The 14,754-nt window shown below is 51.6% G+C and carries 14 protein-coding genes and 3 tRNA genes; 10 read left to right on the top strand and 7 right to left on the bottom strand.

Annotation, left to right across the window (positions count from 1 at the left end):
- The first annotated feature begins 14 nt into the window (after positions 1–14).
- Both QZV76_RS03215 and nuoN read left to right on the top strand, forming a co-directional pair.
- Entirely contained in the window at positions 15–1,544 is a 1,530-nt protein-coding gene (locus tag QZV76_RS03215) for an NADH-quinone oxidoreductase subunit M (RefSeq protein WP_290598351.1), read from the top strand.
- Positions 1,545–3,104: an NADH-quinone oxidoreductase subunit NuoN gene (nuoN, locus tag QZV76_RS03210; RefSeq protein WP_290598350.1), complete on the top strand. Its 1,560-nt coding sequence runs from the start codon at positions 1,545–1,547 to the stop codon at positions 3,102–3,104.
- Between the two features lie 77 nt (positions 3,105–3,181).
- Here the strand turns inward: nuoN and QZV76_RS03205 are convergent.
- Positions 3,182–3,256, bottom strand: a tRNA-Val gene (locus QZV76_RS03205).
- A gap of 43 nt (positions 3,257–3,299) precedes the next feature.
- Entirely contained in the window at positions 3,300–3,734 is a 435-nt protein-coding gene (locus tag QZV76_RS03200) for a DUF3052 domain-containing protein (protein WP_290598349.1), read from the bottom strand.
- A gap of 179 nt (positions 3,735–3,913) precedes the next feature.
- Between QZV76_RS03200 and QZV76_RS03195 the strand changes: the two genes are divergently transcribed.
- Positions 3,914–5,158, top strand: a complete 1,245-nt coding sequence (locus QZV76_RS03195; protein ID WP_290598348.1) for a CdaR family transcriptional regulator — start codon at positions 3,914–3,916, stop codon at positions 5,156–5,158.
- A 141-nt stretch (positions 5,159–5,299) separates the two neighbouring features.
- Complete coding sequence (locus QZV76_RS03190) at positions 5,300–5,557, top strand: acyl carrier protein (protein ID WP_290598347.1); 258 nt, start codon at positions 5,300–5,302, stop codon at positions 5,555–5,557.
- Between the two features lie 25 nt (positions 5,558–5,582).
- Here QZV76_RS03190 and QZV76_RS03185 read toward each other — a convergent pair whose 3' ends face one another.
- Positions 5,583–6,095: a DUF3145 family protein gene (locus QZV76_RS03185; RefSeq protein ID WP_290598346.1), complete on the bottom strand. Its 513-nt coding sequence runs from the start codon at positions 6,093–6,095 to the stop codon at positions 5,583–5,585.
- Positions 6,096–6,446: 351 nt separating this feature from the next.
- Here QZV76_RS03185 and QZV76_RS03180 point away from each other — a divergent pair.
- The 6 genes from QZV76_RS03180 (at position 6,447) to QZV76_RS03155 (ending at position 9,988) form a co-directional block, all read left to right on the top strand.
- Positions 6,447–6,520: transfer RNA gene (locus QZV76_RS03180), tRNA-Ile, on the top strand.
- Positions 6,521–6,675: 155 nt separating this feature from the next.
- Positions 6,676–7,524 (top strand): hypothetical protein, encoded by an 849-nt coding sequence (locus QZV76_RS03175; protein ID WP_290598345.1) that lies wholly within the window; start codon positions 6,676–6,678, stop codon positions 7,522–7,524.
- A 215-nt stretch (positions 7,525–7,739) separates the two neighbouring features.
- Entirely contained in the window at positions 7,740–8,000 is a 261-nt protein-coding gene (locus tag QZV76_RS03170; protein ID WP_290598344.1) for a hypothetical protein, read from the top strand.
- A 32-nt stretch (positions 8,001–8,032) separates the two neighbouring features.
- The gene (locus QZV76_RS03165) at positions 8,033–8,236 is read left to right on the top strand and encodes a hypothetical protein (protein ID WP_290598343.1); all 204 of its coding nucleotides are present in this window, start codon (positions 8,033–8,035) and stop codon (positions 8,234–8,236) included.
- A gap of 215 nt (positions 8,237–8,451) precedes the next feature.
- On the top strand, positions 8,452–8,838 hold the full coding sequence (locus QZV76_RS03160; RefSeq protein WP_290598342.1) for a transcriptional regulator: 387 nt from the start codon (positions 8,452–8,454) through the stop codon (positions 8,836–8,838).
- 217 nt (positions 8,839–9,055) lie between these two features.
- Positions 9,056–9,988: a cation diffusion facilitator family transporter gene (locus QZV76_RS03155; protein ID WP_290598341.1), complete on the top strand. Its 933-nt coding sequence runs from the start codon at positions 9,056–9,058 to the stop codon at positions 9,986–9,988.
- Positions 9,989–10,000: 12 nt separating this feature from the next.
- Here QZV76_RS03155 and QZV76_RS03150 read toward each other — a convergent pair whose 3' ends face one another.
- From QZV76_RS03150 to dnaG, 4 genes are all read right to left on the bottom strand, one after another.
- The gene (locus QZV76_RS03150) at positions 10,001–10,630 is read right to left on the bottom strand and encodes a bifunctional 2-polyprenyl-6-hydroxyphenol methylase/3-demethylubiquinol 3-O-methyltransferase UbiG (protein WP_290598340.1); all 630 of its coding nucleotides are present in this window, start codon (positions 10,628–10,630) and stop codon (positions 10,001–10,003) included.
- A gap of 64 nt (positions 10,631–10,694) precedes the next feature.
- The gene (locus QZV76_RS03145; RefSeq protein WP_290598339.1) at positions 10,695–12,449 is read right to left on the bottom strand and encodes an ABC-F family ATP-binding cassette domain-containing protein; all 1,755 of its coding nucleotides are present in this window, start codon (positions 12,447–12,449) and stop codon (positions 10,695–10,697) included.
- 105 nt (positions 12,450–12,554) lie between these two features.
- A tRNA-Asn gene (locus QZV76_RS03140) sits at positions 12,555–12,627 on the bottom strand.
- A 114-nt stretch (positions 12,628–12,741) separates the two neighbouring features.
- Entirely contained in the window at positions 12,742–14,721 is a 1,980-nt protein-coding gene (gene dnaG / locus QZV76_RS03135) for a DNA primase (protein WP_290598338.1), read from the bottom strand.
- Positions 14,722–14,754: the final 33 nt, after the last annotated feature.

Below are 14,754 nucleotides of genomic sequence, written 5' to 3'. Positions count from 1 at the left end.
GGAGGATTTAGAGAATGTTAATTACCTCAGCTGCACTAATCCCCCTGGTTGGTGCACTCCTTCTGACAGTCATTCGAGGAGTTGCTAGCCGCGTCATAGCGATGCTTGCCTCGGTGTCAACGCTCGGTATCGCCATTGCTATGGCCATAATGTTCAACTCTGGTGACGGTATGCAGTTCACCGAGCAACATCAGTGGATTCCCCAGATTGGCGCGTACTACTCGCTTGGTGTTGACGGTATTGGGCTCACCCTTATCCTGCTAACAACCATCCTCACCCCGCTCGTGTTGCTCTACGCTTTCACAGAGCACTTCCGTGAGGATCAACTGGGCGAACGGGCTTTCCTGGGGCTCACGTTGGCCGTGGAAGGTTTTTCCCTCTACGTTTTCACGTCCACTGACGTTCTCCTGTTCTACCTCTTCTTCGAAACCACTCTTATTCCGATGTTCTTCCTCATCGGTGGTTTTGGGGGAGAACGCCGCCGCTACGCCGCTATTAAGTTCCTCTTGTACTCCTTGACGTCCGGTCTTGTTATGTTGGCGGCCGTCATCGGACTCTACGTCAATGCCCACAACAATGGGCACGGAACATTCCTCCTGAGCGACCTCATGAATATGAGTATGGGGACGAACACGGAACGCTGGCTCTTCGTTGGCTTCATGATTGCTTTCGCAGTGAAAGCCCCCATGTTCCCGGTTCACACATGGCTCCCTGACGCCGCTGAAAACACCACCCCGGGTGGCGCGGTGATGATGGTGGCCATCATGGATAAAATTGGCACATTCGGCATGTTCCGCTTCTGCTTGAGCCTTTTCCCGAAGGCCGCAGATTGGGCAACCCCAGTCATCATTGTGCTGGCTGTTATCTCCATCATCTACGGGGCATTAGCGGCACTGGCACAGGAAAACATGATGCGCTTGGTGGCGTATACGTCAGTGAGCCACTTCGGTTTTATCGTGCTGGGACTCTTTGCCCTCACCCCAACTTCTGTGGCGGGCGCCAACCTCTACATGTTCAACCACGGTATCTCTACCGCAGCGCTTTTCCTCCTGGTGGGATATCTCATCAAACGTCGCGGATCCACCCAGATCAGCGACTTCGGTGGTGTCCAAAAGGTGGCCCCCATATTGGCAGGTTTCCTCCTTATTGCGGGGCTGTCGTCTCTCTCGCTTCCTGGCCTAGCACCGTTCATCTCTGAATTCGGTGTTATTGCGGGAACGTGGACGAAGTACCCGTGGGCAGCGGGGATCTCCGCAATTGCGATGGTGCTTGCTGGTTTGTACATCATGCGTATGTATAAGCGCACGATGACGGGTCTCCCCTCCCCCACTGTAAAAGAGAAAGTATCCGAGCTATCCATGGCTGAACGCTGGATCATTATTCCGCTCCTGGCACTTCTCATTGTTTTCGGTGTGTATCCCACACCGCTAACATCAGTTCTTAATCCGGATGCGGAGCAGACTGTCAGTTTTGTGGAAAAGGCGACGGGCCCAAATAATGCTACTTCCGAACCGACCACTATCACTCAAGGAGGTGCGCACTAAATGATCCAGCACATTACTGCTATGAATGTATTGGCTAGCTCCGCTGGAACTGAAGCTCCTGCGCTGGATTACCGCACCCTTGCACCGTTGCTCATTATGTTTGGCGGTGCCTGTGTGGCTCTTCTCTTAGATGCTTTTGTTCGCCGCACCGCCCGTGCTGCTGTGCAGTTAGTGTCTGTTTTCGTGATCCTCATCGCCACGATGGGTATGCTCATTGCCAACTGGCATGACGGACGCTTTGGTGTTATCGGTAATGGCTTAATCTCCATGGATAAGCCCACCTATGTTGCCCAGGGCGCACTGATTATCTTCACTGCTCTATGCATGATTCTCTTTAGCACCCGGCATACGGAGCACCGGAAGAATATTTCCGAGAGTGAACGGACTGGATACACCGAGGTTTATGTCCTCGCCCTGTTCTCCCTCTTCGGTATGATGCTCTTCACCGCAGCAAACAACCTCCTCATGTTGTTTGTTGCTTTGGAGGCCATGTCCCTGCCTCTCTATATTCTGTGTGGATTGTCGCTGTACCGCCGCCGTCTTAGCCAGGAGGCTTCTTTGAAGTACTTCCTGCTGGGTGTGTTGGCAGCCGCCATTATGCTGTATGGCATTGTGATGGTGTACGCCGCCACCGGCGACTTCACTTTTGCAAGTATTGCGCAGCAAGCTGAGCACACTGATCGCCCTGCTATCTTCATCTTGGGCATTGTTTTCGTGGTCATTGGGTTGCTTTTCAAAGTTGGTGCCGTCCCCTTCCATAACTGGGTTCCAGACGTCTACCAGGGCGCTCCCACCCCCGTGACGGCTTTCATGGCCATCTGTACGAAACTCGCTGCTTTTGTTGCGTTAGCACGAGTGCTGACAGCAGCTGTCCCCTTCAGTGAGAGTCAGTGGGAAATAGTCATTATTGTTTTGGCCATTATCTCCATGCTCTTCGGTAGCATTCTGACGATGACGCAGACTGACGTCAAACGACTCATTGCCTACTCCTCCATTACTCATGCGGGCTTTATTATGACCGCTTTAGTGGGGGCAGACCAGGGACTTCTAAAAGTCGGCAACCTGGAATTCAGTGTCGTCTCCGCGATATTGATCTACCTGGCGGCCTATGGTCTGGCCACGATTGGTGCATTGGCTATCGTTACGCTAGTACGCCGTGACAGTGGCGAAGAAGCAACCTCCATTACCGCATGGGAAGGCATGGGGCGTCAGCATCCCTGGTTGGGTGCTGCCTTTGCCCTCTACTTCCTAAGCTTTGCAGGCTTCCCCATTACCGCCGGTTTCATTGGTAAGTTCACGGTTTTCTCCGTGGCATGGATTGCTGGCTACAGCTGGCTCGTTGTGGTGGCATTGCTGGTGTCTGCACTGGCTGCCTACGCTTACCTGCGCATGGTTATCATCATGTTCTTTAAGCCCGCGAATACGACGACTGTCGTGGCGAAGCCTGGTGCGGCCGTCATCATTGTTGTTGTTATTACGGCAGTGCTTACCGTCCTCATGGGTATTCTGCCCGATCCGGTACTGCACTTAACCAACACCCTAGGCGGCTTCATGTTCTAGGAAATATTCCATAGCGGACATAGAAAAGGTCCCCAGCCAGAAGATACTGGTTGGGGACCTTTTCTTATATGTAATCCTGGTGCGTGAGGAGGGTTTCGAACCCCCGACCGCCGGTGTGTAAAACCGGAGCTCTACCCCTGAGCTACCCACGCGGGACGTTAAAACTTTACCCCACGAAGGGTCATTATCCCTAATTCAGCGGCGAGGTGCGCCGTGTCGGGCTTGTACTAGCCGCGTCACAATCCAATCGTTAACAGCGGATGTGGACGTTTGGGAAAGGCCGGCAGTGTGGGCACTCTCCGCAATTTCAGCGGGATCGACAGCGTCTGGCTGCCCAGTTTTTGGAGTGGTGAGCCACACGACTCCCCCATCGGAAAGCGGAGCTACAACATCGACCAGATCATCAGTCAGATCGCCGTCACCATCTCGCCACCAGAAGAGGATGGCATCACAGACGTCATAGGACGTGTCCTCAAGTAATGCGGAGCCAATAATATCCTCAATGGCTTCGCTAATCGATGAGTCGCAATCCTCGTCCCATCCAACTTCCTGAACGACCATATCGTCTGAAATTTCAAGTTTGTGGGCCAAGATAGTGTTGAAGTTATTACCCTCGGAGCTGGCGCTCACTGCGTCGGTCCTCCTAGCTAGAGTTCGTTTCTCGATGACCCCATTAGTCTACCCATGAAAAAACTATTACACAGTGCTTTTCTCTGGCAACAAGGTCTTTCCTGAAAAAAGACTGCGTTTATGGCCTCGTTAATGGAAATACTGCTCACACTTTTTCACAAACATGTAACAATTATCTTGTGAGTAATGAACAAATTTCTTCGCAAAGTTCACCAGCTGAGTTAACGATACTAAGTGCAGTACCGCCTTACCTCTTACACCACATTCGTGGAATTTCTGGCGAACTGACCCGCACCGTCATGACTCACATGAATGACACCCTCCCCTTCTTCGCAGAACTAGATGCCAAGCACCGCGCTGGCATTGGCGCACTAGTGCAGTCCGCCATTCGCTTTTTCGCAGATTGGGCACAGCACCCCGAAGATGAAGAGGAAGAACTAGATTTCGGAGACGCTATTGGCTCAGACTCTGTCCATATTGTTGACGGCTTAAGCCTGCAACAGTCCGTCTCTATTCTTCACTCCACTATGGAAGTAGTGGAACAAGCCGTCATCACCATGAATGACGCACCCGAGGCAAAGGCAACACTGCTTGTCCACGCTCTCCGCTACAGTCGCGAGCTTGGATTTTTTATTGCTGATTATTTCGCCGCTGCCGCGGAACAGCGTGGTGCGTGGGATGCACGGATGGAGACGGCTCTCGTTGATGCCGTAGTACGTGGTGCTAAATCTGAGGATATTCGTTCCTTCGGTTCCGCTTTAGCGTGTGATGCGTCTACACCCGTTACCGTCATAGTGGGAACACCGCGGGCAGAGGACCACCATGAGCGCATCATTTTGCACCTGCACCAGATCTCCGCAGACATGGGTTATCGTTCCCTAGCAGCCGTCCAGGGTCCCTATCTTGTAGGTCTTATGACGGTCCCCGCCGACCAGCTTTTAGACCCCCACTGCCCCATCTATGAAATCTTTTCAAGCGACCAAATTATGTTGGGCCCCACCGCGCGCAACCTCGCTGAGGCATCACGCTCCGCGGAGGAAGCGTTTGCAGCATTGCGGGTAGCCCAGGCTATGCCCAATATCCCTCATATAGCTACCGCAGACATGTTTATTCCGGAACGTGCTATTGCAGGTGATCGCAGAGCTATTCAACGGCTTTTCCACGACATCATCACACCACTGCAAGAATCTGCGAGCGACGCTATTCGGGATACTCTCCGCCTCTATCTATCCGTCGATGGTGGTGTGGAGGAGGCTGCTCGGCAGCTTTATGTACACCCCAATACAGTGCGCTACCGCCTTAAGCGTGTTAATGACATTACCGGCATGGATCCCCTCGATTCCCGCATGCGTTTTACCCTGCGCATTGCTAATGTTCTGGGAATGCTGGAAGACATTAACGAATCACATAGTAAATCTTGGTAGCGTCAGGATTTGGTAAAGTCAGAATAGTACTGGGGTACTGCTGGGGTATTACCGAGTGCTGCACCAGTCCCTTTCCCGTATATATGCTGTAGATATAAAAAGATATAAAGAGTACGTGACGGCAAAAGGAGAATACGACACATGGCCACAGCTGAAACAGATATTGTTAGTGGTCTTGCCGAGATTGTTGAAGAAGTTACCGGCGTCAAAAAAGACGAGGTAACTCCAGATAAAAACTTCGTCGACGATCTGGATGTGGACTCTCTATCCATGGTGGAAATCGCTGTCCAAACCGAAGATAAATACGGTATTGAGATTCCCGATGAGCGTATGCGGGGCATGCGCACAGTACGAGACGTTGTTGACTACATCAAACGAGTTACAATAGGGCGCTCATAGCTCCACGCATAGTAGCTACCTCGCGCTATCCTACAGCCGAGAGCCACGTGACCTCCCTACCGCATGGGGACCCGTGCCGGTGCGGCTCTAACGACTCATCCCAGGCAGTGCCAAGCGCTTGTTCTAAACCGCCTTCAATATCGCCGGAGCGCATTAATCCACGAAGTCGGTTTTCAGAGACAACAACATCTCCAGAGGAATTTATCTCCCCCTGCCATAGCCCCAGTTCAGGAGTATGGCTAAACCGCTGACCGTTACAGCTTTCCGTCGTATCCTCAATAACATCGAAGAGGAGAATTGGCCACTCTGCAAGAGCTTCGGCAAGGGCTCGGCCACTTCCCACCGGACCAATCCAGTCCACGGTAGTGCTAAGCATTCCGGGGTGCTGATCGAGGGTATGCCACGTAAGCCGCCGGCTGGGGACAGCTTGCAGTGTATGGGCTAAGGCTTGTTCAATTCTTGGGCACAGTGCAGCGGGAGCTGCATAAATAGACACCACACCTGTAGTGGCGTCAACAAATGGCGTAGCGATATTCACACCGCACCTCCTTTTTTCTAGACGTATGACGTCTTCCCCAACGCAATACGTTTCTGCAAGAGATGATGTGTGTTTTCTCAACTTGTCACCGTTAAGTCTGCACCATAAGTTGAGACTTTTCTGTCATTGAACCCGCGACACGCCGAAAAAAATTTTTAAAAACTGGCAGGTCAAAGCACATTTATCACTTTAATTAACTTTGACAACTCTATTAACACCAGTTATGGGGACAATGACGGAACAATGGAGAAATAGTGGAGGGCTAGATATCCATGCCAAAAATGGAGTTAGCGACACGATGCGCTACACTGATAAAGCCCACAAGCGTTCTTCACGCATATATGTGGGTATGTGCCCGTAGCTCAGTCGGTTAGAGCAGATGACTCATAATCATCCGGTCCTGGGTTCGAGCCCCAGCGGGCGCACTTTTTATCGTGGCTAATGGTGTCATCCTTTCCAGATAATCCCGATTAAGGATTTGCAATAGTGAAGTAAGGCCATTTCGAGGGGAATAGTCAGCGTTGTACTGTCAATCGCAGCACTTGCGGATAATTTGTTTCGACACACCTGGAGATTTTTTATGACGACACCTACTTCTCCCCAGAATGAAGGTTCAGAATTCTACCCTCAAGACACCTATGTACAGGGCGCTTACCCGCAAGATACCGAGCAGCAGTTCTACCCACAAGATACATACTCCCAGTATGTCTACCCGCAGGACACCTATTCTCAAGGTGACGGGCAACAGTTCTATCCACAGAGCGACTATCCACAGGATGACTATCCGCAAGGTGTCTACCCACAAAGCGACGAGCAACTCTACTACCCGTCGCAGAATTATTCACAGCAGGGTGAAGAGACCAGTTCAGGTGATGGCGAACAACAGGGGAAGAAGTCGAAAAAAGGCCGCATTATTGGATTTTCCGTGGGTGGAGCGGTTTTAGTCATCGTTATTGCGGTTGTATGCGTTCTCGTGTTTACAGAGGGTTCAGTAAGGAGCGTGGATAAGCTTGCTGAAGGCATTCAACACAATATTCAGGAAGGCAGAGATATTAGCGAGTATCTCTGCGAGACACCTAAAGAACGCTTAGTATATGGAGCCTTCAGCCCGTATGAAGATGCAGAGACATGGCAAGGCGCCAAAGATGAATTGGCATACCTGCCTGTTATTGATGACATAATGCGGGCGCTATCGCACAACCCTAATGCGAAAGTGAAAGTCACTAAAAAAGATGGTTCCACAGCCGTTTTGGACTACCACTACAGCGGTAATGACGTCAAAGGAAAAATTAGCAATTCTTCTCTTTCTGCAACTGGACTAACAAGGCAGCAGTCAGACCTCCTCGTTGATGACACATTCAATAGACAGCCCACAATTACCTATCATGCAGAAAAGCGCAATGGTAAATGGTGCGTCCTCAATAAATAGCTACATTTTCGTCATAATGCGCTGCCAAGATAGCAAAGACTAAATTTTTTAATAAATTTTCCTGCTAAGGCATGGTCATTCCCACGACTAGGAGTCTGAACGCACGCATATCCAACATAAGCATCGCAAAACACCATAGAAAGAACTGTGTGTAAACCTTGATGGAGATGTATTCCACGCCATGAAAGCCCGAAACCACAAAATCAGGTAACGATATGAGAAGCGACGAAGAACTACTAAAAGAAATCGAATCTCAAGATTTCGACCCAAACGCGGGGAAAACATATACAAAAAAAGAAGACGTACAGCTCATCGTAGCTCACCTAGAGCAGCTATCAGCCCAAAAGCGAGTAAATGAAGCAGTGGCAGCAGCCAGAAAATCTGGGACAACCTGGGAAACAATAGGGGACATACTGAGGATGAGCAAACAAGATGCCCAACAAAAATACGGAACGGCAAAGGGCGAAAAGCAGTAATAGACCTCGATAATGGCTACTACGCTACTACAATGGCCAAAGAGGAACTCGACAACGGCCACACCATGCAAGTCTTCCTCGCTGTCAACGCCAAACTTGAAGAAGCACGAATCACCGCCATTGCCCGCGATGAGGATGATGAAATCAGCGATTATTACAAAAGTCTGATACTGACGATTTGCCGGAGCTTGATGGTTTGTTTGATAGACGCAAGAAGTAACAGAAGTTTTGCTTGAAGAAGTACAAGGCTATAAACGGTAGGTAAAAGTAAGTACCTCTGCCGCCATCGGAATGACAAGGGCACCGCATAAGCCTAAACAACAGACAAACTTGTTTGACGATAGCTCTAGCGGAAGCCCTTTTTATTGTTACAGGTGGATAGTATTCTGCTTGATATGAACTGCATCTATCGCAGTTTTTGCATGGTTGTGCGGACGAGGAAAAACAAACAATGGAAAATACTTATACAGCTATTACGGAACAAGGTGATGACTGGTGGGTCATTCAACTCGAAGAATATCCGGAAATTATCACTCAAACGCGACGGCTAGACCAAATACCAGATATGGTACGTGACGCTTTAACCTTGTTCCCGGAGATTACTAAAGATCCGGAGAATGCAACCATTGTTATCCAGGTACAGGGAGAAGTAGAAGAACTAGCTAAGCAGGCACGTGAACTTGACCAACAAGCAAAAAAGTTGCAAGAGCAAGCCTCAAATTGTATGAGAGATACAGTACAAAAGCTCGTAGAACATGGTCTAAAACTCCGCGATATAGGAACTTTGTTGAATATCAGTTCTCATCGTGTCCAGAAACTCTCAAAGCTGCAAGACTGACGGTAATTAAGTAACAAATGCAGAGCGAAGGGTGATCTGGCATAGCCAGATCACCCACAGCATGGTCATATCATGAGAAATGACGAAGAACTACTAAAATTACTGATCACACGCATTTCAAATATCTCTTTAACAAGATTATCCCCTCATATTCTCTTGCTAACGTGAATACAACTCTCTAATATATGCATTATCACGCATATATTAGAGAGGGATCATGGACTCTTCCATTCACACGCACGGTCACATCCATGGCCACACTCATGACCATGCCAATACCGAACAACTCTCTCACACTCCACAATGGCGCATCGGCGTAGCAATCGGTCTGGGACTCGTTACCGTCATCACCCAAATTATTGTTGGTATTCTCTCCGGCTCACTCGCCCTCCTCTCAGATTCAGCACACGCCTTCACCGATGTTTTTGGACTATGCACGGCCCTCGTCGCTATTCGTATTGGCTCTAAAACCTCCCCCACCCCGCAACATAGCTATGGACTTCGCCGCGTAGAAGTCATTGCCGCCGGATTCAATGCCCTATTACTTCTAGTGGTAGCCGTCATCATTGTTGTTGAGGCCGTAAAACGACTCATTAATCCAGTAGAAGTACAGGGCCTACCTGTCGCCATCGTGGCGGTTGTCGGCCTCCTCATGAACTTCTTTGCCTTCCTCGCCATGCGAGGCGGAAAAGACGAGTCCATCAACGTCAAAGGCGCTTATCTAGAAGTTCTAGCCGACATGATCGGCTCCGTCGGCGTTCTCATCTCCGGCGCTATCACCTATTTCACCGGCTGGGTCTATGCAGACATTGTCGCCGCAGTTCTCATTGCACTGTGGGTTCTCCCCCGCGCCTTCACACTGCTACGCCAAGTAGGTAACGTCATCCTCCAAGGAACCCCCGAAGACATTGACACGACGGCACTCCGCGACGAGATTTTAGCCCTTGATGGTGTCCAAGCTGTCCATCACTTCCATGTATGGAGTCTCACCACCGAGGACAATATCGGATCTGTCCACGTTGTTAGTACTAATCCGGATACACGCCGCGACGTGCAGACACTCATGGAACAGAAATACCACCTACACCACGTCACAGTGCAGATGGAAAGCCCCACAGAATGCTGCGACACCGCCAAAGCGTGCTGCTAGTAGCTTGTTTGGCTAGCCCCAGTTTTCTGCGTGCAGGAGAACATCTACAGCCTGCGCGTGGCCCGCTGGGCGCACCATGTGTTCCAAGCGAATAACGCGCATCCCGGCGCTAGCACTAGCCAGATCCGCCACCGTTGGCAAAACCGCGGAGTCCTGCGGGCCACCAATACCATGCCGTAGATTCTCTGCCGCATGACCCAAATAGAGAAGCGCTCCCTGTGGCTTCAACCATGCCTGACTGCGCTTCAGCACATCACGCAACTGCTGCATGGGTAAATGCAGATAGGCCCCCAAAACAAGGTCAAACTTCCCAGATTTGAAGCGCTCATCTTCCGTCACCTGGGCGTCATAAACCGGCACCCACGTGCAGACGTCACCAACTGTGTAGATGATCTTCGGACCAAGCGAATCATGCTCCTGCGCAATCCGAATAGCCTCCGGGGAAAGATCAACCCCCACAACATCCCAGCCCATCTGCGCCAGCAAACGAGCATGGCGGCCATCACCACAGCCCAAATCAAGAGCTGTTCCGGGCTCCATAGTAGAAAGGCGCTCCACGACTGCCGCGGCAGGGGTCCCTCCCCACGGAGCAGGTGTAGCACTATAGCGAGCGTCCCAGTCTGCAGATGTATGGTCTGTCATGGTTTCCAGAATAGTCCGAACTATGCATCTCTACCGGCCACGCACGCCCCCAACAAAGACAGTGTTACGAAAAGACGTCCGGTATTACCCCACGCGGAAGTTCCTCCACAACACCATCTTTCACAACAAGATGACGAGCCTCAATACGGTCAATCATGCGCTGATCGTGCGTCACTATCACCACAGTGCCCTCGCACTGTTCAACAGCGTCCTGTACTTCCTCAATAAGATCCACACTCAGATGGTTAGTGGGCTCATCCATCAGCAGAATCTCAGGCGGATTCGCCACCAGGAGAACCAACGCCACCCGGCGCTGCTGTCCCAGGGAAAGGTCACCGACAGGGCGTTTTGCATCTTCTGGCGTGATAAGGCCCAGTTCATCAAGGTCAAGTGACTGCGGCGTAGCAGCAAAGTTATACAGCTCAGCAGCACTCTTCGTAGGATCATCCCACTGCTGCACCTGTTCCAGAATAGCCAGTCGAGCCCCCTGCCCTATCTTCACTTCCCCAGCTTCCGGCTTAAGCGCACCGGTAATAACATGCAGCAGGCTGGATTTACCCGCCCCATTAGGACCCGTAATAATGACGGTCTCCCCCGGACGGATAGTGAGCGAACCGACTCGCAGACGCTGTGGTACCACCACACCACGCAGTTTCAGGTGGTAATCCTCGTCGGATCCGGCAGCCACGCGTTTACCACTAGGAGCCTTTGCCAGAGGGGCGTGGAAACCCAACAGCACGGGCGGCTTCGCCACCCCATTTTCATCCAAATCAGCAAGTTTTTGGCGGGCTGCGCGAACACGTCGAGCGATCTGCTTTTCTACCCGGCCACCGGCCTGGTTATAGGACATTTTGTCATTATCGTGGCGGGCACGCCCGGGGGAAACGTCACGCGCATCCTTCTCAATCGTGGTTTCCAAGTGGTCCCGCTGGTGTTCCTCCGTACGCCACTGGTGTTCCCAGAGTTGTCGTTCATGGCGGCGGTGTTTATCGTATTGCGTCCAGTTACCGGTGAAGAAGCCCATGCCTTCCCGGTTGCGAACAATATCGCCAATGTGGGTACAGGTTTCATCCAAAAAATCGCGGTCGTGGGTAGCAAGAATCACAATGCCGGGGTGTTCACGAATCGTTTTCGCCACAAGTTCACGGCCACGCCCGTCAAGATGGTTTGTGGGTTCATCCAAAAGCAAAATCTCGGGGGCACGAATCAGAGCCAGAGCAAGTCCCAAACGGGCCCTCTCGCCGCCGCACATATCAATAGTGCGCTGGTCAAGTAAATCTCCGGTGGATCCTTCCCCGGTAAGACCAAGGTTGTCTAAAACTACTTCCGCGTTATGTTCAGCATCCCATGCATCATGCGCTACTACATCGTTATAAATGTCCGTGTAGCGTCGTTCCGCCTGTGTAGCAGCGTCAGGGTCGTCGGCGGTGGCCATAGCATTAGCTGCCTCCTCCAAGGCCTGTAGACGGCGACGAGCCGGCCCTAAGGCCTCCTCTACCAACATACGGCCAGTGGAGTTGAAGGGGGCTTCTAGTTCTTGCGCACCCAAGACACGTGTTCCCTGGTGAGTAACACGTCCGGCAGTGGGTTTTAAGCGGCCAGAGAGAATCCACAGCAGTGTCGATTTACCGACCCCATTGTCCCCCACCAGCCCTAAGACATCGCCAGCAGAAAGAGCGAGGTTGATGTTGTTGAGAACCGGACTTCCGGGATAGTCATAGTAAATATCGGTAGCAACAAGCTGAGTGTCTGCAAAATCCACTGACGCGTCAGCAGAATGCTCAACAGGATGCTCAGTGGGATATACAGACTTAGTCATAAGAGGCTCCTGAAGAAGCAGGAATAACACTAATGTGTGTTACGTGTTCTGCCGCCAGTATAAGCCGTAAAACTATAGCCGGAGAGATGAAGTGAAATAAAAAAGCTCCCCCAGTTGGACTCGAACCAACAACCCTTCGATTAACAGTCGAATGCTCTGCCAATTGAGCTATGGGGGATTAAACACCTTGGTGTTACGAATGGATAGCTTACCTATCTACCCCACTACTCTCCAAATTGCCAGGTTATTACGGGTAAACAAATAGCATTAAAACGCTCTACTACAAGAACGACTAGAACGTCTCAATCGCAACTTGTTTCAAAGTCCTGCGATACTCCTCTAACGCAACCAAGTCTTTAAACATATCCTGGTATTCCGGATCGCTAGCGGGATTCTTGCGTTGCAAAGCAGCTTTCAACTCCGCTACCTGCTGCCCCACCCATACTTCTTCTAACCGGGCGAAAAGTCCCTCCGCATAGCTCACTATATGTTCCTGATCCACAGGGATAGCTTCCACCGCCAGTTCAGATACAACACCTTGAGCTACAAGATCATCAATATGCCCCTGGATAGTGGGTACCCAATTGTGATCCACTACTGCGTTCGTGCAGCCACCACTGGCCTCTATAGCGTCACGAATAGTCCTGTATAGGGGGTAGGTAAAAGCGTCAGAACCGAGCGCGTCAAAGCCCGCTCCAGCCGTCTTAGGGTACTGGATAGCCAAGCGCACAGCTGCCCGCTGACGGCCCTCCTCACTGCCTTCTAGTGGCTTACGGGGACGAATAATACGGGGCTTATTCTGCCCACTGGAGGCAGATACAGTTTCTCCAAAACGAGAAGAAGCGTCACCCGAGCTATTTCCCTGCGACTGAGGTGCCCGCAGCTGTGTTTGTCGTGAGTGTCCCTGCCGTGCCCCGCGGGATTGTTGGCGTTTACCGTAACGCGCTTCCTTCCGCACCCGGTTAACGATCTCCGTAGTGTCACTCCATCCCAACCAGCCGGCCAGCTGACGGGCATACTCATCTCGCAAAGCGGAATCTCTAATATCCGCAACAACGGGAACAAGACGCGCGAGTGCCGCTACGCGCCCCTCCGGAATAGACAGATCAAATTCTTTCAACAAGGATCTGAGGGCAAACTCAAACATGGGGATACGCCGCGCAATCAGATCCCGCACGGCTACATCTCCCTCCGCCTGGCGCAGCTCGCAGGGGTCCATACCGCCCGGCGCAATGCACACAAACTTTTGTCCGGCGAATTGTTGGTCCCCGGTGAAGGCTCGCATGGCGGCTTTTTGACCGGCCTCGTCCCCATCGAACGTGTAGATAATTTCCCCACGGTAGTAGTTGTCGTCCATGAGGAAGCGGCGCAAAATAGCCAAATGCTCGTCGCCAAATGCTGTCCCGCAGGCGGCTACAGCGGTTTTCACGCCAGCCGCCCACATGGCCATAACGTCGGTGTACCCCTCCACAACGACGCATTGATGAGATTCGGCAATGTATTTCTTGGCTTTGTCGAGACCGAAAAGGACTTTCGATTTTTTGTACAACATGGTCTCGGGTGTGTTCATGTACTTCCCGAGCTTGTCGTCATCGTAGAGTTTACGTGCGCCGAAACCCACGACTTCCCCGCTGGGGATGCTAATAGGCCAGATAAGACGGCGGTGAAAACGATCAATGGGGGTTCCCCGCGACCCCATCTTGGAGATACCTGCGGCTTCTAATTCTTCAAATGTAAAACCTTGTTTTTGCAGATGCCGGGTGACGGTGTCCCAGCCGGCGGGGGCATATCCACAGGTGAACTCTTTAATGAGTGCTTCGTCGAATCCGCGTTGTAGAAGCATGTCGCGGGCGTCTTGGGCTTCTGGGGTTTCGAGTTGTTCCTGGTAGAACTTGTGAGCTGCGGCATTGGCCTGGAGGAGACGGCGGCGGGTACCGCGCTGCTGTGGTGTGGTGGATCCGCCGCCTTGGTAGTTGATGCGGTAGCCGATACGGTCGGCGAGTTGTTCAACGGCCTCTACGAAGCTGATGTGCTCCATCTTCATGAGGAAGCTGAAAACGTCACCGCCTTCACCCGTGGAGAAGCAGTGATAGTAGCCATGGTTGGGGCGTACGTGAAAGGACGGGGTTTTCTCGTCGGTGAAGGGACTGAGGCCTTTGAGGGAGTCTACGCCGGCAGGCTGGAGAGAAACGTACTCCCCTACGACATCTTCGATGCGTACCTGGTTACGGATCTCTTCAATGTCACTTTCTGGAATCCGTCCCTTAGCCATGGTTCGAGGATACTCTATATTGCTCGCACCAGT

This window comes from Lawsonella sp., assembly GCF_011525565.1.
Lineage (GTDB): Bacteria > Actinomycetota > Actinomycetes > Mycobacteriales > Mycobacteriaceae > Lawsonella > Lawsonella clevelandensis_A.
This window is presented reverse-complemented; position numbering and strand designations above follow the sequence as displayed.

Bases quoted from the DNA above. Each gene is read 5' to 3' on its own strand.
- nuoN (WP_290598350.1), top strand. From the start codon at position 1,545: ATGATCCAGCACATTACTGCTATGAATGTATTGGCTAGCTCCGCTGGA.
- QZV76_RS03155 (WP_290598341.1), top strand. From the start codon at position 9,056: ATGGACTCTTCCATTCACACGCACGGTCACATCCATGGCCACACTCAT.
- QZV76_RS03170 (WP_290598344.1), top strand. From the start codon at position 7,740: ATGAGAAGCGACGAAGAACTACTAAAAGAAATCGAATCTCAAGATTTC.
- QZV76_RS03190 (WP_290598347.1), top strand. From the start codon at position 5,300: ATGGCCACAGCTGAAACAGATATTGTTAGTGGTCTTGCCGAGATTGTT.
- QZV76_RS03145 (WP_290598339.1), bottom strand. From the start codon at position 12,449: ATGACTAAGTCTGTATATCCCACTGAGCATCCTGTTGAGCATTCTGCT.
- QZV76_RS03215 (WP_290598351.1), top strand. From the start codon at position 15: ATGTTAATTACCTCAGCTGCACTAATCCCCCTGGTTGGTGCACTCCTT.
- QZV76_RS03160 (WP_290598342.1), top strand. From the start codon at position 8,452: ATGGAAAATACTTATACAGCTATTACGGAACAAGGTGATGACTGGTGG.
- QZV76_RS03150 (WP_290598340.1), bottom strand. From the start codon at position 10,630: ATGACAGACCATACATCTGCAGACTGGGACGCTCGCTATAGTGCTACA.
- QZV76_RS03175 (WP_290598345.1), top strand. From the start codon at position 6,676: ATGACGACACCTACTTCTCCCCAGAATGAAGGTTCAGAATTCTACCCT.
- QZV76_RS03165 (WP_290598343.1), top strand. From the start codon at position 8,033: ATGGCCAAAGAGGAACTCGACAACGGCCACACCATGCAAGTCTTCCTC.
- dnaG (WP_290598338.1), bottom strand. From the start codon at position 14,721: ATGGCTAAGGGACGGATTCCAGAAAGTGACATTGAAGAGATCCGTAAC.